Annotated in this window: 20 protein-coding genes; 9 read left to right on the forward strand and 11 right to left on the reverse strand. The window is 66.0% G+C overall.

What is annotated here, in order from left to right:
* Nucleotides 1–125: 125 nt before the first annotated feature.
* The 3 genes from AC1VXC_RS04125 to AC1VXC_RS04135 form a co-directional block, all read right to left on the reverse strand.
* The gene (locus tag AC1VXC_RS04125) at nt 126–857 is read right to left on the reverse strand and encodes a phosphoadenylyl-sulfate reductase (RefSeq protein WP_313494890.1); all 732 of its coding nucleotides are present in this window, start codon (nt 855–857) and stop codon (nt 126–128) included.
* A complete protein-coding gene (gene cysI / locus AC1VXC_RS04130; RefSeq protein WP_481539894.1) occupies nt 854–2,560 on the reverse strand; it encodes an assimilatory sulfite reductase (NADPH) hemoprotein subunit in 1,707 nt (568 codons plus the stop codon). The genes AC1VXC_RS04125 and cysI overlap by 4 nt, the downstream gene beginning before the upstream one ends.
* Before the next feature lie 91 nt (nt 2,561–2,651).
* A complete protein-coding gene (locus AC1VXC_RS04135; protein WP_481539893.1) occupies nt 2,652–4,490 on the reverse strand; it encodes an assimilatory sulfite reductase (NADPH) flavoprotein subunit in 1,839 nt (612 codons plus the stop codon).
* A gap of 194 nt (nt 4,491–4,684) precedes the next feature.
* On the opposite strand from AC1VXC_RS04135, the gene cysD reads away from it, so the two are divergent.
* The 7 genes from cysD (at nt 4,685) to AC1VXC_RS04170 (ending at nt 14,974) form a co-directional block, all read left to right on the forward strand.
* Complete coding sequence (gene cysD / locus AC1VXC_RS04140) at nt 4,685–5,593, forward strand: sulfate adenylyltransferase subunit CysD (RefSeq protein ID WP_312914246.1); 909 nt, start codon at nt 4,685–4,687, stop codon at nt 5,591–5,593.
* Nucleotides 5,593–7,470: a sulfate adenylyltransferase subunit CysN gene (gene cysN, locus AC1VXC_RS04145; RefSeq protein WP_481539892.1), complete on the forward strand. Its 1,878-nt coding sequence runs from the start codon at nt 5,593–5,595 to the stop codon at nt 7,468–7,470. Before cysD ends, cysN begins: the two co-directional genes overlap by 1 nt.
* Before the next feature lie 289 nt (nt 7,471–7,759).
* Nucleotides 7,760–8,878, forward strand: a complete 1,119-nt coding sequence (locus AC1VXC_RS04150) for an efflux RND transporter periplasmic adaptor subunit (RefSeq protein WP_481539907.1) — start codon at nt 7,760–7,762, stop codon at nt 8,876–8,878.
* Nucleotides 8,875–12,000, forward strand: a complete 3,126-nt coding sequence (locus AC1VXC_RS04155) for an efflux RND transporter permease subunit (RefSeq protein ID WP_481539906.1) — start codon at nt 8,875–8,877, stop codon at nt 11,998–12,000. Before AC1VXC_RS04150 ends, AC1VXC_RS04155 begins: the two co-directional genes overlap by 4 nt.
* A complete protein-coding gene (locus tag AC1VXC_RS04160; protein WP_312367604.1) occupies nt 11,993–12,529 on the forward strand; it encodes a GNAT family N-acetyltransferase in 537 nt (178 codons plus the stop codon). The genes AC1VXC_RS04155 and AC1VXC_RS04160 overlap by 8 nt, the downstream gene beginning before the upstream one ends.
* Nucleotides 12,530–12,676: 147 nt before the next feature.
* On the forward strand, nt 12,677–14,122 hold the full coding sequence (locus AC1VXC_RS04165; RefSeq protein ID WP_481539908.1) for an alanine/glycine:cation symporter family protein: 1,446 nt from the start codon (nt 12,677–12,679) through the stop codon (nt 14,120–14,122).
* Between the two features lie 15 nt (nt 14,123–14,137).
* Nucleotides 14,138–14,974 (forward strand): TrmH family RNA methyltransferase, encoded by an 837-nt coding sequence (locus tag AC1VXC_RS04170; protein ID WP_293715726.1) that lies wholly within the window; start codon nt 14,138–14,140, stop codon nt 14,972–14,974.
* 125 nt (nt 14,975–15,099) lie between these two features.
* Here the strand turns inward: AC1VXC_RS04170 and AC1VXC_RS04175 are convergent, their stop codons facing one another.
* A complete protein-coding gene (locus AC1VXC_RS04175; protein ID WP_481538012.1) occupies nt 15,100–16,521 on the reverse strand; it encodes a M28 family peptidase in 1,422 nt (473 codons plus the stop codon).
* A gap of 251 nt (nt 16,522–16,772) precedes the next feature.
* Here AC1VXC_RS04175 and AC1VXC_RS04180 point away from each other — a divergent pair, with 251 nt between their 5' ends.
* Nucleotides 16,773–17,753: a hypothetical protein gene (locus AC1VXC_RS04180; protein WP_481538013.1), complete on the forward strand. Its 981-nt coding sequence runs from the start codon at nt 16,773–16,775 to the stop codon at nt 17,751–17,753.
* A 66-nt stretch (nt 17,754–17,819) separates the two neighbouring features.
* Here the strand turns inward: AC1VXC_RS04180 and mscL are convergent, their stop codons facing one another.
* The 3 genes from mscL to AC1VXC_RS04195 form a co-directional block, all read right to left on the reverse strand.
* Entirely contained in the window at nt 17,820–18,236 is a 417-nt protein-coding gene (gene mscL / locus AC1VXC_RS04185) for a large-conductance mechanosensitive channel protein MscL (RefSeq protein ID WP_312914251.1), read from the reverse strand.
* 58 nt (nt 18,237–18,294) lie between these two features.
* Nucleotides 18,295–18,996, reverse strand: a complete 702-nt coding sequence (locus tag AC1VXC_RS04190) for a fumarylacetoacetate hydrolase family protein (protein WP_481538014.1) — start codon at nt 18,994–18,996, stop codon at nt 18,295–18,297.
* Between the two features lie 265 nt (nt 18,997–19,261).
* Nucleotides 19,262–19,543, reverse strand: coding sequence for a hypothetical protein (locus AC1VXC_RS04195; protein ID WP_313174480.1), 282 nt, complete (start codon nt 19,541–19,543; stop codon nt 19,262–19,264).
* A 175-nt stretch (nt 19,544–19,718) separates the two neighbouring features.
* Between AC1VXC_RS04195 and AC1VXC_RS04200 the strand changes: the two genes are divergently transcribed.
* Complete coding sequence (locus AC1VXC_RS04200; RefSeq protein ID WP_313174481.1) at nt 19,719–20,066, forward strand: Rieske (2Fe-2S) protein; 348 nt, start codon at nt 19,719–19,721, stop codon at nt 20,064–20,066.
* A 165-nt stretch (nt 20,067–20,231) separates the two neighbouring features.
* Here the strand turns inward: AC1VXC_RS04200 and AC1VXC_RS04205 are convergent, their stop codons facing one another.
* The 4 genes from AC1VXC_RS04205 to thiS all read right to left on the reverse strand — a co-directional run bounded on the left by AC1VXC_RS04205 (nt 20,232) and on the right by thiS (nt 24,258).
* Nucleotides 20,232–22,079, reverse strand: coding sequence for an SLC13 family permease (locus AC1VXC_RS04205; protein ID WP_293715705.1), 1,848 nt, complete (start codon nt 22,077–22,079; stop codon nt 20,232–20,234).
* 124 nt (nt 22,080–22,203) lie between these two features.
* On the reverse strand, nt 22,204–22,956 hold the full coding sequence (gene trmB, locus AC1VXC_RS04210) for a tRNA (guanosine(46)-N7)-methyltransferase TrmB (RefSeq protein ID WP_313174483.1): 753 nt from the start codon (nt 22,954–22,956) through the stop codon (nt 22,204–22,206).
* Nucleotides 22,956–23,750 (reverse strand): thiazole synthase, encoded by a 795-nt coding sequence (locus AC1VXC_RS04215; protein ID WP_313272511.1) that lies wholly within the window; start codon nt 23,748–23,750, stop codon nt 22,956–22,958. Before AC1VXC_RS04215 ends, trmB begins: the two co-directional genes overlap by 1 nt.
* Nucleotides 23,751–24,057: 307 nt before the next feature.
* Nucleotides 24,058–24,258 (reverse strand): sulfur carrier protein ThiS, encoded by a 201-nt coding sequence (thiS, locus tag AC1VXC_RS04220; RefSeq protein WP_313174485.1) that lies wholly within the window; start codon nt 24,256–24,258, stop codon nt 24,058–24,060.
* Nucleotides 24,259–24,424: the final 166 nt, after the last annotated feature.

A 24,424-nucleotide genomic window follows, 5' to 3' on the forward strand; every position in this document is an offset into this window, starting at 1 on the left:
GCGCGGCCGGGGGGGGGGGGGCCAAACCCCTTGGGGGTGTGTTCGGCCGGCGCCTCGGGGGGGGGGGGGTTGCGGGCCCAGCCACCCGCCGAGCGGGGCGCGGCTCTACAGGGTGCACGGAGCGCTCAGATCTCCTCGTGCAGGCCGCACTCGCGCTTCAGGCCGAAGAAGCGGGTGTCTTCCTCGCGCATGCCCGGCTCCCAGCGGCGGGTGGTGTGGAAATCACCGATCGATACATAGCCCTGCTCCCACAGCGGGTGGTAGGGCAGCTGGTGTTCCTGCAGGTACTTCCACACGTCGCGGTCGCTCCAATCGGCGATCGGGTTGACCTTGTAGCGCTCGCCACGGCGCTGCAGCACCGGCGTGTTGGCGCGGCTGGCCGACTGGCTGCGGCGCAGGCCGGTGAACCAGGTGCCAACCTGCAACTCGTCCAGGGCGCGCTTCATCGGTTCGACCTTGCGCAGGTTGTTGTACTGCTCGATGCCGACCACACCCTGTTCCCACAGGCGGCCGTGGCGCGCTTCCATCCAGGCGCGGCTGACCTGCGGACGGTAGACCTTGAGGTTGAGCTTGAGCCGCTCGCTGAGCTCGTCGGCAAAGCGGTAGGTTTCCGGGAACAGATAGCCGGTATCCACCAGGATCACCGGGATATCCGGGCGCTGGCTGCTCAGCAGGTGCAGGGTGACTGCCGACTGCGCGCCAAAGCTCGACGACAGCACATGCGCGCCGGGCGCGTTCTGCAGTGCCCAATGCACGCGCTGCTGCGCGTTCAGGGCTTCGAGTTCGGCGTTGAGCGGGCCCAGGTCATCCGGCAGGACAACCGGCGTGGTGGTGGGGGATTTGGGCAGGGCGCTCATGCGTGCAGTTCCACGGAGATTTCGCGGTGGGTGGGGTAGGGCGGCAGGGCGACGATGCCGGCGCGGTGCAGGAAATCACCGAAGCCTTCTTCGTCGTTGCGTTCACCGGCATAGCGGGCAAACAGCGGTTCCAGCGCGGCCAGGATCTCCGGCTCGGCGATGTTCTCGCGGTACAGGGTGTTCAGGCGCTGGCCGCGGTGATCGGCGCCCAGCATCAGGTTGTAACGGCCCGGTGCCTTGCCGACCAGGGCGATCTCCCCAAGGTAGGGCCGCGAGCAGCCATTCGGGCAGCCGGAGATGCGCAGCAGGATGGGGGCCTCGCTCAGGCCGTGCTGGGCCAGCAGCGGCTGCAGCTTGGCGCTGAACGCAGGCAGGTAGCGCTCGGCTTCGGCCATCGCCAGGCCGCAGGTCGGCAGCGCCACGCAGGCCATGGCAGCGCGTGCCAGCGCGGTCGGTGCGCGGTTGCCCAGATCCAGCCCGGCGCTTTCGACGATGGCGTCGATCTGCGCGCGCTGGTCGGCGGCGACGCCGGCGATGATCAGGTTCTGGTTGCCGGTCATGCGGAACTCGCCCTGATGGATGCGGGCGATCTCGCGCAGCGCGGTCAGCTGCGGTGCGCCGGGCAGGTCGGCGATGCGGCCGGCCTGCAGGGACAGGGTCAGGTGCCAGCGGCCGTCGGCGCCTTCCACCCAGCCGTAGCGGTCGCCGTTGTGGGCGAAGGACTGCGCACGCGGAGCGGCGAAACCGATGCCGGCACGGCGTTCGATCTCGGCGACCACCGTGTCCAGGCCGTGGTCGTCGATGGTGTACTTGAAGCGGGCGCGCTTGCGCAGTTCGCGGTTGCCCAGGTCGCGCTGGGTGGTGACCACGGCGGTGGCCACGTCCAGCAGCGCGTCACGCGGGATGAAGCCGACGTTGTTGGCGATGCGCGGGTAGGTTTCGGCATCGCCGTGGGTGGCGCCCATGCCGCCGCCGAGGGTCACGTCATAGCCCAGCAGTTCGCCGGCAGCGTCGAGCACGCCGATGAAGCCCAGGTCGTTGGCGTACACGTCCACGTCGTTGAGCGGCGGCAGTGCGAAGCCGATCTTGAACTTGCGCGGCAGGTAACGCTCGCCGTAGATCGGCTCGTCCTCGGCACCACTGCCGGCCACGCGCTCCTCGTCCAGCCAGATTTCGTAGTAGGCGCGGGTATTGGGCAGCAGGTGCTCGGAGGTGCGCGCGGCATCGGCGTACAGCGTGGCGTGCGCGCTGGACAGCAGCGGGTTGGCGGCAACCAGCACATTGCGGTTGACGTCGCCGCAGGCGGCCAGGGTGTCGATCAGCGCGGCGTTGATCGCCTGCATGGTGGCCTTCAGCTCGCGCTTGATCACGCCATGGAACTGGAAGGCCTGGCGGGTGGTGATGCGCAGCGAGTGGTTGCCGTAGCGGGTGGCGATGCTGTCCAGCTTGAGCCACTGCTCGGGGCTGATTACGCCGCCCGGGGTGCGGGTGCGGATCATGAACTGGTAGGCCGGTTCCAGCTTCTGCCGGCGGCGCTCCTCGCGCACGTCGCGGTCGTCCTGCTGGTAGCTGCCGTGGTACTTGATCAGGGTCTGGTCGTCTTCGCGCAGGGCGCCGGTGACCGGGTCGGCCAGGCTTTCCAGCAGGGAGCCACGCAGGCGGTTGCTGTCGGCCTTGATGTTCTCAACGGAGTGGTTGCTCATTCTTTTCGCTATCTGGAGTCAGAGGTTGTAGGAGCGGCGTAAGCCGCGAAGCCACTGCTGCGTCGACGCGCAGGGTCAACGCCAACAACACTCAATACACATCCCGTCCATAGCGCCCCTCCGTGTGCAGTCGAGTCAGGTAGTCGCGGGCAGCGTCTTCGTCCAGCCCGCCGTGTTCGCGCAGTACATCCAGCAGCGCGGCATGCACGTCCTTGCCCATGGCGATGGCGCCGCAGACATACAGATGTGCGCCGTTCTGCAGCCAGTCGTACAGATCGCGGCCGCGGGTACGCAGGCGCTGCTGCACGTAGACCTTGTCGGCCTGGTCGCGCGAGAAGGCCAGGTCCAGGCGCTGCAGTTCCTTGCGGCGCAGGGCGTCCTGCCATTCGCTCTGGTAAAGGAAATCGGTGTTGAAATGGCGTGCGCCGAAGAACAGCCAGTTGCGGCCGGTTGCGCCGGTCTCGGCACGTTCCTGCACGAAGCCGCGGAACGGGGCGACGCCGGTGCCGGGGCCGATCATGATGATGTCGCGGCTGTTGTCGGCCGGCACGCGGAAGCGCTCGTTGGCTTCCACGTAAACCGGCAGCTGCGCGCCTTCTTCCAGGGCCGCGAGGAAGCCGCTGGCTGCGCCCAGATGGGTGCTGCCGTGGGCGTGGTAGCGCAGCTCGTCGACGGTAATGTGGACTTCCTCGCCCACCCGCTTGCGGCTGGAGGCGATGGAGTACAGGCGCTGGGCGGCCGGGCGCAGGGTGCTGAGCAGGGCTTCGGCACTCCATTCGGCCGGCCAGCGGCGCAGCACGTCGACCAGCTGGTGGTCTGCGAATACCGCTGCCAGTTCGCTTTTCTGTGCCGGGTCCAGCAGGCGGGCCAGCTCCGGGTGCGCGCTGCGCTCGGCCACGGCGGCCAGCAGCGGGCGTGAGATGCGGGTCAGCTCGCGGTGCTCGGCCAGCCATTGGCTCAGTGGGCGGCCATGACCGTCATGGTCGACCGACTGGGTGCCGTCCAGGCCGGTGACATCCAGTACCGCCTCGACCAGTTCGGCCGGATTGCGGTGCACGATGCCCAGCGCATCGCCGGGTTCGTAATGCAGGTTGCTGCCTTCCAGCGACAACTCGAGATGGTGCACATGCTTGGCGGCAGTGCCGTACTGCGCGTAGGCCGGGCCCTTGAAGTCGCGACCGCTGATCACCTGCCGCGACAGCAGCTCGGCATTGAACGGATGCTGGGCGCTGTAGACGGTGCCATGCCGCAGCGGGGTGACATTGCTGGTGGTCGGGGCAGCGGTCTCGCTGATGTTGGCGCGGGCATCGCGCAGGGCCTGCGCGCGCCACGGATCGACCACGCTGTCGATGTCCAGGTCGGCCTCGCCCACGGCCTGCAGGCGGGTGGCGCCCAACTCGGCCAGGCGGCTGTCCAGCTTGCGCGCAATGCCGCAGAACTCCACATAGCTGGAGTCGCCCAGACCGAGCACGGCGTACTTCAGCTCCGGCAGCTTGGGGGCGCGCTTGCCGGCGATGAACTCGACCAGGCCAATGGCATCGTCCGGCGGGTCGCCTTCGCCCTGGGTGCTGATGACGATGTAGAGCAGGCGCTCGTTGGCCAGCTCGCGGGTGGCATAGGCGTCGGCGCGCAGCAGCCGCACCGGCAGGCCGGCGGCCTCGGCCTCGGCGGCCAGCTGTTCGGCGGCGCGCCGGGCGTTGCCGGTCTGGCTGCCATAGATCACGGTCAGCCGGTTCTGTGCCGGCTGGTTACCGGCCTGGCCGCCGGGGATGACGGCAAGGGAAGGGGGAGGGGTTCCCTGCGCCAACCCGGCGGCGAAACCGGAAAGCCACCACAGGCTGTTTCCGTCCAGACCGTCCACCAGACGTGTCAGCAGGACCCTGCGGTCTTCAGGCAAGGGGCTGGGGGGCACGGTGGCGGCGGCAGTCATTTCCGGTCCGGTCTGGTTTGGGGATGACTGATCCTAGGTACGGCGCAGTGCCAGCGGAAAGGACAAGCGGTTATCGCTTCATGCCTTGGGTTTATTTCGTCCTGTGCCAGCGCAGGCCCACACTTGCCATCCGATCCCGACCCTTACCGGGTACTGTGTGGCCCATATCGGGCCTGGCCTCTGCGACTGTGCTGATGACTGACACCACTTTGTCCCACCTTGATCGGCTGGAAGCCGAGAGCATCCATATCCTGCGTGAAGTCGCCGCGGCCTTTGACAACCCGGTGCTGCTGTACTCGGTGGGCAAGGACAGCTCGGTGCTGCTGCACCTGCTGATGAAGGCCTTTGCCCCGGGCGTGCCGCCGATCCCGCTGCTGCACGTGGATACCCGCTGGAAGTTCCGCGAGATGATCGCCTTCCGTGACCGCCGCGTGGCCGAAACCGGCACCGAGCTGCGGGTACACATCAATCCCGATGGCATTGCCCGCGATATCGGCCCGGTCAGCCACGGCGCCAGCGTGCATACCGATGTGATGAAGACCCAGGGCCTGAAGCAGGCGTTGGACAAGTGGAAGTTCGATGCAGCCATTGGTGGCGCGCGCCGTGACGAGGAAAAGTCGCGGGCCAAGGAGCGCGTGTTCTCGTTCCGCAACGACCGCCACCGCTGGGACCCCAAGAACCAGCGGCCCGAGTTGTGGAACCTGTACAACGCGCGCATTCATCAAGGCGAGAGCGTGCGCGTGTTCCCGCTGTCCAACTGGACCGAGCTGGATATCTGGCTCTACATCTACCGCGAGAAGATCCCGGTGGTGCCCTTGTACCTGGCTGCCGAGCGGCCGGTGGTGGAGCGCGACGGCAGCCTGATCATGGTTGATGACGAGCGCCTGCCGCTGCGGCCGGGCGAGCAGCCACAGCTGCGCAAGGTGCGGTTCCGCACGCTGGGCTGCTATCCGCTGACCGGCGCGATCGAATCCGAGGCTGACACGCTGGAGAAGATCATCGCCGAGATGCTGGTATCCACCAGCTCCGAGCGGCAGGGGCGGCTGATCGACCATGACCAGTCCGCATCGATGGAGAAGAAGAAGCTGGAGGGGTATTTCTGATGAGCGCCGTGACTGCCACCTCCGATATCGCCACCTATCTGAAGACCCACGAAGACAAGCCGCTGCTGCGCTTCATCACCTGCGGCAGCGTGGACGACGGCAAGAGCACCCTGATCGGGCGCCTGCTGTACGAAAGCAAGCGCCTGTTCGATGACCAGTTGTCCGCGCTGGAGGCTGACAGCCGCCGCCACGGCACCCAGGGCGAGCGCATCGACTATGCGCTGCTGCTGGACGGCCTGGCCGCCGAGCGCGAGCAGGGCATCACCATCGACGTGGCCTACCGCTATTTCGATACCGACCGCCGCAAGTACATCGTCGCCGACTGCCCTGGCCATGAGCAGTACACCCGCAACATGGCCACCGGTGCCTCGACTGCCGATGTGGCAGTGGTGCTGGTGGATGCGCGCAAGGGCCTGCTGACCCAGACCCACCGGCACAGCTACATCATCTCCCTGCTGGGCATCGGTCAGGTGGTGCTGGCGGTCAACAAGATGGATCTGGTGGATTACGACCAGGCGGTGTTCGAGCGCATCGTGGCCGAATACCGGGCGCTGGCCGCACAGCTGGGCATTGCCAACGTGCAGGCCATTCCGTTGTCGGCGCTGGAAGGGCAGAACCTGTCCAGGCGTTCGGCGGCCACGCCGTGGTACAGCGGCCCCAGCCTGATCGAGCACCTGGACACGGTCGAGCTGCGCGAGCACGACGCTGCCAGCGGCCTGCGCCTGCCGGTGCAGTGGGTCAATCGGCCCAACCAGGATTTCCGCGGCTTTGCCGGCACCATTGCCGCCGGCCAGGTGCGCGTCGGCGACGAGGTGGTGGTGCTGCCGTCGGCGCGCCGTTCCACGGTCAAACAGGTGCTGGGTCCGGATGGCCCGTTGGCGGTCGCCTCGACCGGGCAGGCGGTGACCCTGACCCTGGCGGACGAAATCGATGTCAGCCGCGGTGACGTGATTGCCGCTGCCGGCGACCCGCCGGAAGTGGCCGACCAGTTCGCCGCCCATGTGCTGTGGATGGACGACGCGGCGTTGTTGCCGGGCCGTCCGTACTGGCTGCAGATCGGCAGCCGCACGGTGGCTGCCAATATCAGCGAGATCAAGCACCGGGTGGATGTGAACACCCAGGAGCGGCTGGCTGCCAAGCGCCTGGAGTTGAACGAGGTTGGCTACTGCAATCTTTCGCTGGACGAGCCGGTGGCCTTCGCCCCGTATGCGCAGAACCGCGCATTGGGCGGCTTCATCCTGATTGACCGGCAGACCAATGCCACCGTCGCCGCCGGTACCCTGGACTTCGCCCTGCGCCGTGCCGGCAACGTGCATTGGCAGCACCTGGACGTGGACAAGGCCGCGCGGGCGCGGATCAAGGGCCAGCAGCCGAAGGTGCTGTGGTTCACTGGATTGTCCGGTGCCGGCAAATCCACTGTCGCCAACCAGGTGGAGAAGCGCCTGCATGCGCAGGGTGTGCATACCTTCCTGCTGGACGGCGACAACGTCCGCCATGGCCTGAACCGCGACCTCGGCTTCACCGACGAGGACCGCGTGGAGAACATCCGCCGCGTTGCCGAAGTGGCGCGGCTGATGGCCGATGCCGGGCTGGTGGTGTTGGTCAGCTTCATCTCGCCGTTCCGCGCCGAGCGGCAGATGGCGCGCGAACGCTTCGAGGATGGCGAGTTCATCGAGGTATTCGTCGACGTGCCGCTGGAAGTAGCCGAGGCCCGCGATGTGAAGGGCCTGTACCGCAAGGCGCGCGCCGGGCAGATCCCCAACTTCACCGGCATCGACTCCCCGTATGAGGCTCCTGAGGCACCGGAGCTGCACCTGCACGCGGACACCGACAGCGTGCCGGCGATGGTGGAGCAGGTGCTGCAGGCACTGCGCTGATAGGAGGCACTGCAGTCTTTACCCGCTCGCTTGCGCCGAAGGCAGAGGGGTGGGCGAAGAAGTGCCCCGGATAGGGTCGCAATTGCAGCTTTCGCCCCCTCCCTTGCGCCGAATGCGGAGGGCAGGGTAGGGGAGGGTTAAGGCTTTTGCATTGCCCCCCCCCGTGAAGGCCCTTGCGGAGAATGGCTCGGCACTACCGCTACAACAGCTTCGTTCCCCCCCTAACGGCACATCCGGGCGTCATCTGACACCGCTAGACTGCTTGATCGTGTATCAGATGGGACTCTGTATGTTCGGGCGATTTGCCGCCACCGTTGCCGGTGGCACTGTCTTGGCGCTGGCGTTGGCCGGATGCAACCGCAAGAACCCCGAGGCGCCGCGGCAAGCCGCCGGCGCAGTGCTGGTCACCACCCAGGTCGTCAAAGCCGCGCCGTGGAGCGATACCCTGCAGGCCAATGGCACCGCCAAGGCCCGCGAATCCATCATCGTCACCGCCAAGGTCAGCGAGATCATCGACAAGGTGCATTTCGAAAGCGGCCAGCAGGTCGCGGCCGGTGCGCCGCTGGTGACCCTGCGTGGCCAGGCCCAGCAGGCCGCCCTGGCCCAGGCCCAGGCCACCTTCTCCGAGGCCGACCGGCTCTACAAGCGCCAGCGCGAACTGGCCGCACAGCAGCTGGTTGCGCATTCAACCCTGGATACCCAGCAGTCGATCCGTGACGCCGCCGAGGCCCGCGTGCAGCAGATGCGCGCCGATATCGTCGACCGCCAGGTACGCGCGCCATTCGCGGGCGTATTGGGCATCCGCCAGGTCAGTCCCGGCTCGCTGGTCACGCCGACCACCGCCATCGCCACCCTGGACGACATCTCGCGCATGCACGTGGACTTCCAGGTGCCGGAAGCGCAGCTGTCCTCGCTGCAGATCGGCGACAAGGTCAGCGGCAGCAGCATTGCCTACCCGGGCCGCAATTTCGAAGGTGCGGTCAGCACCATCGATGCCCGCGTCGACCCGGGCAGCCGCGCCATCACCGTGCGTGCCGATTTCGACAATGGCGACCACGCGCTGCGCCCGGGCATGTTGCTGGACGTGCGCCTGTACCGCCCCGAGCGCGACGCGCTGGTGATCCCCGAGATCGCCGTGGTCCAGGTGGGCCGCGACTCCTATGTGTTCCGGGTCAAGGACGATGAAAGCGTGGAGCGCGCCGACGTCAAGACCGGCACCCGCCGGGCGGGCGTGGTGGAGATCGTCGAGGGCCTGAAGGCCGGCGAGCGCATCGTGGTGGACGGCACCGGCAAGCTGCGCCCGGGCATCCGCATCCAGGATGAGAAGCCGGCCAAGGCCGCCGAGGCTGCCGCTGTTGAGAAGGCTGCGGAAGCGTCGGCCCCGGCCAAGACGGCGAGCGCCGGATGAAGCTGTCCGATCTTTCCATCAAGCGGCCGGTACTGGCCGTGGTGATGAGCCTGTTGCTGCTGGTACTGGGCATCATGTCGTTCAACCGCCTGACCCTGCGCGAGCTGCCGGCCATCGATCCGCCCATCGTCTCGGTGTCGGTGGATTACACCGGCGCCTCGGCGGCGGTGATCGAAAGCCGCGTCACCCAGGTGCTGGAAGACGCGCTGGCCGGTATCGAAGGCATCGACACCATCAATGCGCGCAGCACCAACGGTCGCGCCTCGGTGAGCATCGAGTTCACCGCCAACCGCGATATCGAAGCGGCCGCCAATGACGTGCGTGATGCGGTCAGCCGCGTTGCCGACCGCATGCCGGAAGAGGCGCGGCCGCCGGAAATCGCCAAGGTCGAGAGCGATGCCGACCCCATCATCTGGTTCAACATGGCGTCCTCGTCGATGGACACGCTGGAGCTCAGCGACTACGCCGACCGCTATGTGGTGGACCGTTTCTCCAGCATCGACGGCGTGGCCCAGGTACGCATCGGCGGCCGCCAGCGCTACGCCATGCGGGTATGGCTGGACCGCGACCAGCTGGCCGCGCGCGGGCTGACCGTCAACGAGGTGGAAACCGCGCTGCGCAACGAGAACGTGGAATTGCCGGCCGGCCGCATCGAATCGGCCGACCGTGATTTCACCCTGCGCGTGGAGCGCAGCTACGTGGCCCCGGCCGACTTTGCCAGCATTCCGCTGGGCAAGGGCAATGACGGTTATGTGGTGCGCCTGGGCGATGTGGCCAAGGTGGAACTGGCCTCGTCCGAACGCCGTGCCTATTACCGCAGCAATGGCGAACCGGGCATCGGCCTGGGCATCGTCAAGACCTCCACCGCCAATGCCCTGGACGTGGCGCGCGACACCCGCGCCGAGGCCGAGCGCATTGCCCAGACCCTGCCCAAGGGCACGCAGATCTTCGTCGCCTTCGACAACACCACCTTCATCGAGGCGGCGGTGGAGCGCGTCTACGCCACCCTGGTCGAAGCGATGATCCTGGTGCTGGTGGTGATCTGGCTGTTCCTGGGCAGCCTGCGCGCGGCACTGATTCCGGCGGTGACGGTACCGGTGTGCCTGGTCGCGGCCTTCATCGCGCTGTTTGCGTTTGGTTTCTCGATCAACCTGTTCACCCTGCTGGCGCTGGTGCTGTGTATCGGCCTGGTGGTGGATGACGCCATCGTCGTGGTCGAGAACGTGCAGCGCCGCATCGATCTGGGCGAGCCGCCACTGGTGGCCGCCAAGCGCGGCACCGCGCAGGTGGCGTTCGCGGTGATCGCGACCACTGCGGTGCTGGTGGCCGTGTTCCTGCCGGTGGGCTTCCTGGAAGGCAATACCGGCCGGTTGTTCCGCGAGCTGGCGGTAGCGCTGGCGGCGGCGGTGGCCTTGTCGGCCTTCGTCGCGCTGACGCTGACGCCGATGATGGCGTCCAAGCTGCTCAAGCCGCACAGCGAGCAGAAGGTCAGCCGCCTGCACGGCTTCATCAACCGCCAGCTGGAACGCTTGTCGGGTGCGTACGGGCGGGTGCTGGACCGGCATGTGCAGCGCAGTTGGGTGTTCGGGCTGGTGATGCTGGCCGCGCTGGGTGCCAGCTGGGGCCTGTTCAAGCTGATTCCATCGGAACTGGCACCGGCCGAAGACCGGGGCTCGTTCCAGATCATGATCGACGGCCCGGAAGGTGCGGGTTTCGATTACACCGTTGGCCAGGTCCAGCAGGTGGAGAAGATCGTCTCCGCCTTTGTCGGGCCGGAGGAACCGATTGTCCGCGCCAACCCGCGCGTGCCCGGGGGCTGGGGCAACAGCGAGGAAATGCATACCGGCCGCATCAGCGTTTTCCTGCAGCCCTGGCGTGAGCGCAGCGAGGCCACCAGCGACGTGGCCACCGCGCTGCAGAAGGAGTTGAACGACCTCAGTGGCGTGCGCGTGCGCACCATGGTCGGTGGCGGCCTGGTCCGCAGCATGGGCCAGCCGTTCCAGATCGTGCTCGGGGGCCCGGAGTACGCCGAGATCGCGCAGTGGCGTGACCGCCTGCTGGCACGCATGGCCGACTATCCCGGCCTGGTGGGCGCCGATTCGGACTACAAGGAAACCCGTCCGCAGATGCGGGTCAACATCGACCGCCAGCGTGCGGCCGACCTCGGCATCTCGGTCACCGACATCGGCCGCGCGCTGGAAACCATGATGGGCTCGCGCCGCGTCACCACCTTCGTCGACAACGGCGAGGAGTACGACGTACTGGTGCAGGCCGGCCGTGAAGGCCGCGCCTCGCCGGCCGACCTGTCGGCCATCCAGGTGCGCGCGCGCTCCGGTGAACTGGTGCCGCTGTCCAACCTGGTCACGCTCAGCGAAGTGGCCGAGGCCGGCAGCCTCAACCGCTTCAACCGCCTGCGCTCGATCACCATCAGCGCCAATGTCGCGCCCGGCCACACTCTGGGCGAAACCATTGCCTGGGCGCAGCAGGTGGCCGCCGAAGAGCTGCCCGAGTACGCGCAGATCGACTGGAAGGGCGAATCGCGTGAATACCAGAGCGCGGGTGGTGCGGTGCTGTTGACCTTCGCGATGGCGCTGCTGGTGGTCTATCTGGTGCTGGCCGCGCAGTTCGAGAGCTTCATCCACCCGCTGGTGATCATGCTGACCGTGCCGCTGGGGGTGCTTGGCGCCTTTGTTGGCCTGTACCTGAGTGGTGGCACGCTCAACCTGTTCAGCCAGATCGGCATCGTGATGCTGGTGGGCCTGGCGGCAAAGAACGGCATCCTGATCGTGGAGTTCGCCAACCAGCTGCGCGATGAAGGGCGCAGCGTGCACCAGGCCATCGTCGAATCGTCGATGGTGCGCCTGCGGCCGATCCTGATGACCTCGATCGCCACCGTGGTCGGCGCCATCCCGCTGGTGGTCGCTGGCGGTCCCGGTTCGGCCAGCCGCGCCACCATCGGCATCGTGGTGATCTTCGGCGTCAGCGTGTCCACCTTCCTGTCGCTGTTCGTGGTGCCGGCGTTCTATGCGCTGTTGGCGCCGTACACCAAGTCACCGGAAACCGTGGCCAATGAGCTGAACCGGCTTGAGGCGGAAACTCCGTCGGTGGGCGGCCATGCGTGAGTTGTTGGCCGGCGGCCGTGTCCAGTTGCGTCCCTGGCAGCCCGGGGACGTGGACACGTTGCTGGCCCACGCCAACGATGCGGCGGTATCGCGGGGGCTGAGCACACGCTTTCCCTATCCCTATACCCGCGCCGATGCGCTGGCTTTCCTGGCCGGCGAAGTGATCGAACTGGACCGCAGCATGTTCGCCCTGGTCATCGATGGCCAGGCCTGCGGTGGCATCGGTGTCAGTCAGGGCCGCAACGAGCGCCGTTATTCGGCGGCCCTGGGCTATTGGCTGGGGCAACGTCATTGGGGCCAGGGCCTGATGACCGAGGTGGTTGCCGCCTATGCTCCCTGGGTGATGGAAGAACTCGGCCTGGCGCGGCTGTCCGCGCAGGTGATGGCCAGCAACCCGCGCTCGGCGCGGGTGCTGTTGAAGAACGGATTCAGCGAGGAAGGCACCGAGCGGCAATCGGTGTTCAAGGACGGCCAGCTGCACGACATGCGTTGCTTCGCGCGGCTTAGGACTTTGCCGCCTTTGGCGTGACGGCCCTGCACAACCGGGCCTAATCGTGGAAAAATCGGTCAGCCCCGGGATTCCGGGCTTTGGCTACCTTTCAGCTTTCCGGGGAATTACGTGGAATCCATCGTCGAATACGTAAACGGCATCATCTGGAGCAATGCGCTCATTTTCATGTGTCTGGGCGCCGGCCTGTGGTTCAGCCTGCGCACGCGTTTCATGCAGATCCGTGGTTTTGCCGAGATGTGCCGGCTGACGGTACGCGGTGAGAAGTCCGAAGCCGGCGTGTCTTCCTTCCAGGCCCTGGCCATGTCGATGGCCGGCCGCATGGGTATCGGCAACATCGCCGGCGTGGCCACGGCCATTGCCTACGGCGGCCCGGGTGCGATCTTCTGGATGTGGGTGATGGGTTTCCTCGGCGCCTCCACATCCTATGTGGAATCGACCCTGGCGCAGATCTACAAGACCAAGGATGCCGAAGGCCGCTATCGCGGTGGCCCGGCCTATTACATTGAAAAGGCCATGGGCCTGAAGTGGTATGCGGCGGTGTTTGCCGTCGCCACCGTGATCGCCGCCGGCTTCCTGCTGCCGGGTGTACAGGCCAATGCCATCGCCGACAGCGCGGTCAACGTGCTGTGCACCGGCGCCGATGCCTGCGCATCGGTCGGCGGTGCTGCCAGCATGAAGCTGTGGATCGGCCTGAGCGTGGCGGTGCTGCTGGGCATCATCATCTTCGGTGGCGTCAAGCGTATTGCCAGCTTCGCCGAGGTGATCGTGCCGTTCATGGCGCTGGGCTTCATCCTGATGGCGATCGTGGTGATGATGCTCAATGCCAGCAAGGTGCCGACGATGTTCGCCGACATCTTCTCCAGCGCCTTCGGTGCCCATGCAGCGTTTGGCGGCATCATCGGCCAGGCCATCGCCTGGGGCGTGAAGCGCGGCATCTACGCCAACGAGGCCGGCCAGGGCACCGGCCCACACGCGGCTGCCGCCGCCGAGGTTTCGCACCCGGCCAAGCAGGGTTATGTGCAGGCCTTCGCCATCTACTTCGACACCATGCTGGTGTGCACCTCGACTGCGTTCCTGGTGCTGTCCACCGGCATGTACAACGTGTTCCGCGAAGTCACCGAAGGTGGCGTGACCAAGCTGGAAGCCATCATCACCGGCGTGCCGGGCGTACAGCCGTCCGAGGGCGCGCTGTTCACCCAGGCGGCGGTGGAGTCGGTGCTGCCGGGTTGGGGCGCGGGCTTTGTGGCACTGGCGCTGTTCTTCTTCGCCTTCACCACCATCATGGCCTACTACTACATGGCCGAAACCAACCTGACCTACCTGGCCGGCAGCAACCGCACCCATCCGGCGGCGATGCTGGTGCTGCGCCTGGGCATCATGGGCATGGTGGTGTTTGGTGCCTACCACAATGCGAAAATGGCCTGGGCGCTGGGTGATATCGGCGTGGGCCTGATGGCGTGGCTGAACGTGATCGCCATCCTGATCCTGCAGAAGCCGGCCATGCTGGCGCTGCGTGACTACGAGCGGCAGAAGAAGCTGGGCCTGGACCCGGTCTTCGACCCTGACGCATTGGGCATCAAGAACGCCGACTTCTGGCGTGGCAACAAGTAATTCAAAGGAACCGCTGTGAGCAACCCCTGGAACAACCGTCGTCCCTCCTCGCGACCGCCGCGTGCAACCCCGGCGGCGCCTGCCGCCACGCGCGAAGGCGACGGTGTCCCGGTACGCGGCGGCGACGAGCTGCGCCTGTACGGTGTCAATGCCGTGCAGGCGATGTTCGCCAAGCGTCCGCAGTCGCTGCGCAAGCTGTACCTGGCCGAGGACATGATCCCGCGCCTGCAGCCGATGCTGAAGTGGTGCGTGGCCAACCGCGTGGGTTACCGCGTGGTCGGCGATGGTGACCTGAACAAGCTGGCTGCCACCACCCATCACGAAGGTGTGGTCGCCGACGTGTTGAAGCAGGAACCGTTGCCGCTGGCCACCTGGCTGGCTTCGCTGCAGGACGGCCCGGTGCTGGCGCTGTGGCTGGACGGCGTGGGCAACCCGCACAACTTCGGTGCGATCCTGCGTTCGGCTGCGCATTTCGGTGTTGGCGCGATCCTGCTGCCGGCGGAGTCCACGCTGGCGCTGTCCGGTTCGGCCGCGCGCGTGGCCGAAGGCGGCGCCGAGTCGGTGCCGCTGGTGCGCCTGCCGGCCCTGCCGCAGGCCGTTGCGCAGCTGCGTGATGCCGGTTTCGGATTGGCGGCGACGCTGGTTGAAGGCGGCGACAACGTGTTCACTACTGCGCTGCCGGACCGGATGGTTTACGTGATGGGAGCGGAAAGCGAAGGCATGGACCGCGGGTTCGCACAAAGCTGTGACCTGCGCCTGTCGATCCCGGGCAGCGGCGCGGTGGAGAGCCTCAACGTGGCTTCGGCAACGGCGGTTTTCCTGGCCAGCTGGAAGAGCCGCCAGCAAGGTTGAACCGCACTGTAGTGCCGAGCCATGCTCGGCAGAAGCCTTACCGGTAAAGCCCCGTTGCCGAGCATGGCTCGGCACTACAAAACGAAGGCGCCTTGCGGCGCCTTTGTCGTTATTGCCTGCCAACCTCATTCCTTCGGCGGCACCACGTCCTTGGCTTCGCTGCCGAAGCTGCCTTCCGATTCCGCCGCCAGATAGGCAAACACGGTGTAGGCGGCCACATTCTGCGCCAGCGCCTTCGGGTCGATCTTGTCGAGGGTGTCGTCCGGGGTGTGGTGCAGATCGAAGTAATCGGTCCCGTCCTGCGCCAACCACGCCCAGGCACCGCCCTTGGCCGCCAGCGGGCCGACATCCGGGCCGGGGCCGCCTTCGTTGGCACGGTACTCGATGCCCAGCGGGGCCAGCGCCTCGCCGATCTGGCGTGTAGCCTCACGCGATTCTGCCGGGTTACCCGAACCGGTGTTGAAGGCATAGATGCGGCCTGCGCCGAAGTCGCTCTCGGCAGCGATGTGCTGCTGCACGATCTCGCCTGCGGCCACGCGCGCGGCAGCATAGGCCTTGCCGCCGTGCAGGCCCTGTTCCTCGTTGGCAAAGGCGATGACGCGGATGGTGCGCTTCGGCGCCTGCTTGAGCTGGCCGATCAGATGACCGGCGGCCATGGTGATGCTGACGCCGGCACCATCATCGATGGCACCGGTGCCCAGGTCCCAGGAATCTAGGTGACCACCGATCACCACCACTTCCTTGGGCAGGCTGCGGCCGGTGATTTCACCGATCACGTTCTGCGAGGTGTAGCTGCCATCCCAGCCGCAATCCAGCGCGATGCGGATGCGGGTGGGACCGCGCGCGACCAGACGGTTGAGTTGGTCGGCGTCCGGGCCGGACAGCGCGGCCGACGGCACTGGGGTCAGGCCTTCGTCGTAACGGGTAATGCCGGTATGCGGCATGCGGTGTGAATCAGTACCAGCCGAACGCATGATGAAACCCACCGCACCCTTGCGGATCGCTTCGGACGGGCCACGGCTGCGTACACTGCCGCCGATGCCGTAGTCAGCGCCATCGCGCTTGCGGGTCATGGTGAAGTCGACATAGGCGATCTTGCCGGCCAGCGAGCCTTCCGGCGCCGCCTTCAACGCATCCAGACCTTCAAAGCGCACGATCTCGGCTTCCACCGTACCAGCCGGGCTGCCGCCCAAGGCGGTGATGGTCAGCGGCTGCGGATGCGCGCCCAATACGGAGGCATGCTCGCTGCGGCGCTCCCACTTGGGGAAGGTGACCGGCTCTGTCCATACCTTGTCGAAACCCAGCTGCTTGAACTTGGCCTTGGCCCATTCCACCGCGCGTGCATCGGCCTCACTGCCGGCCATGCGCGGGCCAACCTCGGTGGTCAGTGATTCCACCACCTGCCAGCCGGTGTTGTCAGCCAGCGCCTGCGTTCGCAATTGCGCGGCCTGCGCCAGCGCCTGGTCCGGAATATGGGTGGGGGCAGCAGTGGCAGCAGCAGAAGTGCAGAACAGCACGATGGCAAGAGCAAGGGCACGGCGGCGCATGATCGGTTCCACGGTGGATTGAACTATCAGGGTAACAGTGAGCAGAAGTAGGGGAATGTGCCAGTTGGTATGGGTCAACCATCAGGGGCAGATTCAGTGAAGTGCCTATGGCCTTGTTGATCACCTTCAGTTAGGCCGATAGCGCAATGGAAAACGCTACAGGGTGAATGGGAGTTTTCCTGTGGCCCCGCTGTTGCAGCGCGGGAGAGCCTGAGTTTCCACCGATCGGGTGGTTTCAACAGGACGTTGTAATGACAGTGCGAAACAGGGCTGCAGGGATGGTGTTGATGGCGATGGTGGCGCCGGCGGCATGGGCACAGGCACACTCACTTGATGATGTGCGTTTCACCGGTCCCTTGCTGACCCCGTCGCCTTCGACCCTGCCGCAGGGGCAGTTCTTCCTGCAGCCCTATCTGGTGCAGACGCATGGTTCGGGGAGCTACGACGACAAGGGGCATCGTCATGCATTGGCCGATGCGAGCGACACGTCTTTGCTGTCGGTGCTGCTCAGCGCAGGTCTCACCGACAGGCTGGCCGGAGAATTGGTGATGGACAGTGCGCGCAGCACCCAGGGCGGCCAGCACAGCGATGGCTACCGGCTGGCGGACAGCGCGCTACGCCTGCGCTATCTGTTCCGCGAAGGGGACCCGCTTACCGGCAAGTCCGCGCTTGCGGTGATGTGGGGTCAGGCGCTGCCAACCGGTCGGCATGACCGGCTCGGCGACAACCTGCTCAACGGGCAGGGCAGTGGCGCCTATCGCAGCACGTTATCGCTGCTTGGACAGGCCTACCATTGGTTGCCGAACGGACGGCCATTGCGTTGGCGCTGGCAGACGCGCTGGAGTCCGTCGCCGCGTGATGTAAGCCTTACCGGCCGCAGGGTTTACGGTACCGGGCAGGGCTTTCGTGGCCAGGTGCGTCCCGGGTCTGCGGTGGGCGCGGGCTTGGGCCTGGAGTACAGCATCGACGTGCATTGGGCGCTGGCCTTGGACCTGAGCGCCAGCCATCAGTCCGGCAATGCGGTGGACGGCACGGTGGTGGTGGGGGACGGTCAGCGCCAGCGTATCCATCGGCGTGATCGCGCGAGCCGCAGCTACAGCATCGCGCCGGCAGTGGAATACAACGTCAGCGACCAACTGGGTTTCCTCGTTGGCGTGCAGGCATCGCTGCCTGGCGGGCGCAACAGCGCCACCTATGTCAGCCCGCAGGTGTCGATGGCGCTTTCGTTCTGAAGGCTGCAATGACAACGGCCGGGCTCTCGCCCGGCCGTTGTGGTGTAGCGCAGGCCTGCGCCTGTATCAGTGCTTGTTGAGGCTGTCGCGGATTTCACGCAGCAGCAGCACTTCCTCGCTCGGCTCGGCCGGGGCAGCTGGCGCTTCTTCCTTCTTGCGCGAGAGCTTGTTGACGACCTTGACCAGCATGAAGATCGCGAAGGCGACGATGATGAACTGGATCAGCGTGTTGATGAAATCGCCATAGCCGATCACCACGGCGGGGATTTCCTTGCCATCGGCGCCGATCTTGGCCGGCGCCAGCGTCCAGGCCAATGCCGAGAAATCGACATTGCCGATCAGCCAGCCGATCGGCGGCATGATCACCTTGTCCACCAGCGAGGTGACGATTTTGCCGAAGGCGCCACCGATGACGACACCGACCGCCAGGTCGATGACGTTGCCGCGCATGGCGAATTCCTTGAACTCGCTGATCATTCCCATGTGTTTCTCCTAAAGGTGCATGAGGGGGAGTGGGCGCAGCCTACTCCAGTGGATGTCATCAGGCGATCACGCCATCGCGCTGTGCGATTTTTCCTAGGCGGGCGCTGAAACGATCGCCGCGTTGCAGGGCGGCCACACCGGCCGGGGTACCCATGAAGACCAGGTCGCCGGCACGCAGCGCGTAGAGCTTGGACAGCTCATGCAGGATCTCCGGCACGTTCCAGATCATCTGGTCCAAGGTGGATTTCTGCCGCAGCTGGCCGTTGATCTCCAGCGAGAGCTCCAGCGGCTCGAGATCGCCGACCTGCGCTGCCGGTACCAGCATGCTGACCGGAGCGGAATGGTCGAAGCCCTTGGCAATATCCCAGGGGCCGCCCTTGGCCTTGGCCGCGGCCTGCAGGTCGCGGCGGGTCAGGTCCAGGCCGACGCCGTAGGCCAGCACCAGCGCCATCGCGTCCTCAACGGCGAGCACGCCGGCGGGTGCGTCCTTGCCCAGTGCGACCACCAGTTCCACTTCGTGGTGCAGGTCGGCGGTGGCGGACGGGTAAGGAATGGGGGCATCGCCAACCACGATGGCATCGGCGGGCTTCATGAAGAACATCGGCTGGCCACGTTCGGCGGCGGCGGGCACGGCGGCGCCCATTTCGCGGGCATGGTCAGCGAAGTTACGGCCGACGCAGTAGATGCGGTGTACCGGGAAAGTACCGCCGCCCTCGACCGGAATGCGGGGCTGGGGCAGGGCGGGGATCAGATCGGTCATGGTTGCGTCCAGGTGAAACGACGCAGAAGTCTAGCGGACGCAGGCCGCGTCTGTAGAGCCGAGCCATGCTCGGCAGGTGCCTTACCGGGAAAGCTTCTGCCGAGCATGGCTCGGCACTACAAGATCGCTCCCTCCCTTTCGTGCAGCGAAGGGGAGGGCTGGGGAGGGGTAAGGCGCTTCGCCGTGCGGTAGAGCCGAGCCATGCTCGGCTGGGGCATTGCCGGGAGAGCTTCTGCCGAGCATGGCTCGGCACTACATATACGCGTTAGCGTGCTTGCGGCAAGGCTGCCTTGCGGACGACGTGGTACTCGGCATCGACGACCGTCGGGTCGGCTTTGCGCACGCTGCGGGCCTTGCGCGACGCCAGCAGTTTCCAGGTGATACCGCCCAGTATCATGGCTGCGCCGATGAACACACCGCCCACCACCAGTACCGCCAGAATGGCGATACCCAGCAGCCCCAAGGCGATCCGCACCAGCGGATTACGCGGTTTGCGCGGCTCGAACAGGTTGCGAAGCTTGGCAAATTGGACGTAACGGATATTCATGAAAGTTCGATGACGTTGAGTCTGGGACGGAGTATCAGGGGCGGAGGGGTCAGTTGCGTGAAGTTGTCGTTAATTTCATTCTGAATAGGCGGTGGCGACAAGGGGTTGAGTCAGCTTCGTCTTGGGCAACGAAGTCGCGTGCGACAATGAGGGGCTCTCTTGTATTGGTGTTCCAATGTCCAGTGCCATCGCTTCCGGAATCGAACTTTGCCCGCTGGCCGCAGTGCCGGACCAGGGTTTCCATGCGGTCGTGGCCGTGATCGATGGCGATGCCGAAACCCTGGTGCTGTACCGCGATGGCGATCAGGTCCGGTCCTGGTTGAACGTCTGCCCGCATGCCGGGCGCGCGCTGGACTGGGCGCCGGGCCAGTTCCTGAAGAGCCGCGAAGGGCATCTGGTCTGTGCCGTGCACGGTGCCTCGTTCGAGCTTGACGGTGGCATATGCGTCGCCGGGCCGTGCAAGGGCGACTCGCTGCGCGCGGTGCCGGTGCGGGTACAGGACGGAAAGGTGCTGCTCGGCTGAGGCCGGGCCCACAACCCCGATGTGGGAGCGGCGTAAGCCGCGAAGCCGATAAAGGTGGATGGCAGACCGCCGCCTGCACTCGCCAGATCGCGGCTGGTAGTTGCGCAGAATACGACCGGCAAGGTCACGGGTTTCGCCGCCCCAGCACGCCCCTGCCGCGCCTGCTCAGAACATGATGTTGATCATCAGCACCACGATCACCGTGTAGAGCAGTGACAGCGGTCCGCCCACCCGCCACATCTCGCGCGGGGTGTATTTGGCCGGGCCCATCGCCATCGAGATCACCGGGTTGGAGGCGGTCATCAGGTTGTTGGAGGCCGACAAGGCCACGATCAGCGCGAACGCGGTGGGGTTGCCGCCGGCGGCCAGTGCCAGGTTGACTGCGATCGGCACCATCACGATGGTCGCGCCAACATGGCTGATCACCAGCGAGAACGCGGTGGTCAGCAACGCCAATGCGATTTCCAGCACCCAGACCGGGATGCCGGTGGGCAGTTTGTCGATGGTATGGCCGGCGATCCAGGCCGCCGCACCACTGCTGTCCATGGCCCAGCCCAGCGGGATCAGCCCGGCCATCATGAAGATGGTCTTCCAGTTGATCGCGGCGTAGGCCTCGTCCATGCGCAGCACCCCGGTCAGCAGCATGCCGGCCACGCCGGTCAGCAGGGTGAGGGCGACCGGCAGGTGCGAGGTGAGTGCGATGATGATGGTGATGGCGAAGATCGCCATGGCGATCTTGAACTTGTGCGGGCGCTGCTCACCCTTGGGGTAGTCGGTGACCACCACGAAGTCGCGGCTGCCGGCAGCGGCGGCGAGGTCCTGCCAGATGCTGTGGAAGACCAGCATGTCACCGGCACGCAGCGGCGTGTTGCGCACGTCCTCGCGGATCACCTGCTTGTCGCGGTTGATCGCCAGCAGGCTGATGCCGCGTTCCTTGCGCAGGCGCAGTTCGCCGGCAGTCTTGCCGATGACCTTGGAGGTGGGTGGCACCACCGCCTCGGAAATGCCGGCGCGGGCAGGGTTGAACAGGTCGCCCAGCTGCTTCAGCCGCGAGGACATGCGCAGGAACTGGTTCTGCGCGAAATCCGATACCTGCTGGCGCGGGCCCATCGCCCCGATCACGCTGCCCACCCAGATGCGCATGTCCGCCGGCGGCGACAGGCGGGTGTCATCGCCGGTCTTCAGGGCCAGCAGCATCGGTGCGTCGAACAGGTTCTCGGCCTCGCCGACGGTCATGCCGACCAGCGGGCTTTCGGCGGTGACCAGCAGCTCGAAGACATCGCCCTCGATGCCATAGGCCTTGGCGAAATAGCTCTCGGTGCGGGCCGGTGCCTGGCCGTCCTCGCTCTCGGTTTCCTCTTCCTGCAGCTTGCGGCTGCCGTAGAAGCGGAAGTAGGCCAGTGACGCGATCAGCAGCGCGATACCAATCGGCAGCGGTGCGAACATGCGCAGCGGTTCGATGGTGGCGGTGCCGGAGGGCAGGTTGTTGTTGGCCGAAACCAGCAAGTCGTTGAGCAGGATCAGCGGTGAGTTGCCGACCATGGTCAGCGCGCCACCCATCACGATGGCGGCCGAGATCGGCAGCAGCTGGCGCTTCAAGGTGAGTGCGGTACGCGAGGCCAGGCGCGAGGCGACTGGCAGGTACAGCGCCATCACCGACGGGTTCTGCATGAACGAAGAGTTCAAGCCGGCGGTGGCGGTGGTCAGCAGCAACAGGCGTTTTTCCAGCCCATGCGAGCGCCGCAGCAACCAGCCGGCAAGCCGGTTCAGCGCACCAGTGCGGTCCAGGCCGGCGCCGAGGATGGTGGTGGCGATGATGCTCATTACCGCGTTACCGGAAAAGCCGCCGAAGATTTCTTCCGGCGCGATCAGGCCGGTGACGCCCAGCACCACCATCACCACCAGCGCCACCACGTCGGCGCGGATGCGCTCGAACAGGAACATCGCCATCGTGAAGCCCACCAGCCCGAGCACGAGCTTCATATCGGTGGTGAGCGTCAGCGCGGTATCCATCAGGGCAGGTGTCTGGAAAAGGAAAACAGGGGCGGGACGACGGCGCAGTCTGCCATCAACGCTGCATGGCCAGCGTGTGGATCAAGCGGCTTGTGGCTTGCTGCGGTCATCACGCCCTCGGTTCTCAGCCAGCGTCGCTGGCGTCTGGCTTGTCGTAAAGCAGGTCCCAGACGCCGTGGCCGAGTTTCTGGCCGCGGGTTTCGAAGTGGGTCTGCGGACGCCAATCCGGACGCGGCACTGCGCCACGCGGGCCGGCACGGTTGACCAGGCCAGGGGTGGCATCGAGCACGTCCCACATCTGCTCGGCGTAGTCCTCCCAGTCGGTGGCGCAGTGCAGGCGGCCGCCCGGGCGCAGCTTGCGCACCAGCAATTCAGCGAATGCCGGTTGCACCAGGCGGCGCTTGTTGTGGCGCTTCTTGTGCCAGGGATCGGGGAAGTAGATGCGCACTTCGTCCAATGCGCCGTCGGTGATTTCCTTCTCCAGCACCTCGACTGCGTCGTGGTGGTAGAGCTTGACGTTGTCGGCGGCGTCATCGGCCAGCGCATTGAGCAGGCGGCCCACGCCCGGTGCGTGCACCTCGATGCCGATGTAGTCCTTGCTGGTATCGAACTGCGCGGCATAACGCAGGGCTGCGCCATTGCCAAAGCCGATTTCCAGCACCTTGGGCGCGTTGCGGCCGAAGGTGGCCTGCAGGTCGCGCGGTTCGCCGTTGAAATCGATGCCGAAACGCGGCCAGCGCTCGTCGAAGGCGCGCTGCTGGGCCGGGGTGAAGCGGCCCTGGCGCAGCACGAAGCTGCGGATCTCGCGGCGGCCTTCGGTCACGGTGAAGGGCTTGGGCGGCGCCTTGGCGCCTGCACTGTCAAAGGGATTGGTCATCAGCTGATCAGCCCATCTACCGGGGAGGAGGCGCTGGCATAGCGCTTGCGCGGGATGCGCCCAGCCAGGAAGGCCTCGCGCCCGGCTTCCACCGCCTTGCGCATGGCACTGGCCATCAACACCGGGTTGCGGGCGCCGGCAATGGCGGTGTTCATCAGCACGCCATCGCAGCCCAGCTCCATCGCGATGGCCGCGTCCGAAGCGGTGCCAACGCCGGCATCGACGATGATCGGCACCTTGGCGTTCTCGATGATCTCGATCAGGTTGTACTTGTTCTGGATGCCCAGGCCGGAACCAATCGGCGCGGCCAGCGGCATCACCGCAGCGCAGCCGATCTCTTCCAGGCGCTTGGCCAGGATCGGGTCGTCCGAGGTGTAGACCATGACGTCGAAGCCGTCCTTGACCAGCTGTTCGGCGGCCTTGAGGGTGGCCATCACGTCCGGGTACAGGGTCTTCTGGTCGCCCAGTACTTCCAGCTTGGTCAGGTTGTGGCCGTCCAGCAGCTCACGGGCCAGGCGGCAGGTACGCACCGCGTCCTCGGCGGTGTAGCAGCCGGCGGTATTGGGCAGGATGGCGTAGCGGTCCGGCGGCAGCACGTCCAGCAGGTTGGGCTCGCCCGGGTTCTGGCCGATATTGGTGCGGCGGATGGCCACGGTGACGATCTGGGCGCCAGCGGCTTCGGTGGCCAGGCGGGTTTCTTCCAGATCCTTGAACTTGCCGGTGCCGGTCAGCAGTCGGGAGGAATAGGTTTTGCCGGCGATGACCAGCGAATCAGGGGGGACATGTGCATTCATGCCCGAATTATCACCCATCCCGCCGACCGGTAGTGCCGAGCCATGCTCGGCAAAGGCTCAACCATGCCCGTAGTGCCGAGCCATGCTCGGCAAAGAGAATCATCGGTAATGCCCCAATGCAGCTAGGCTGTGCTCTCCATGCGCGCCGCTGTAGCCCCCTCCCTTTGCCGCAGGCAAGGGGAGGGCTGGGGAGGGGTTGGCTTTTGAGTCCCTTGCTAACGCGAGTTTCGCGGCTGATGTCATTCCTGCAAGCACTGCTGGGAAAGCCTCTGCCGAGCATGGCTCGGCACTACCTTGCTGCGGTGCCTCAGCCGCCGCCAAGCGCATGCACGATCTCCACCACGTCACCGTCCTGCAGCGCGTGGTCCGCATGCTGGCTGCGTGGAATGATCTCGCCGTTTATCTCGACCGCGACGCGGCGCTCGGCCAGCCCTTCGGCAGCCAACAGTTCGATCAGGCGCAAGGCGGGCTGTAGTTGGCGTGGTTCGCCATTCAGATGGATATTCATGCCGCCATTCTCGCCAGCGCGGCGGAAAAAGCCCAGCCGACGGACAGTTTGCGGCGGCGCAGCGTGTGTGTCTTACGCGGTAATGAAAACATAACAACGTGCGGCAGCGTATGTCTGCCGCTTCCCCACCCAGGAGTTGAACATGTCTCTTTCCCTTCGCCCGCTG

The sequence above is a fragment of the Stenotrophomonas sp. STEN033 genome (assembly GCF_056856655.1).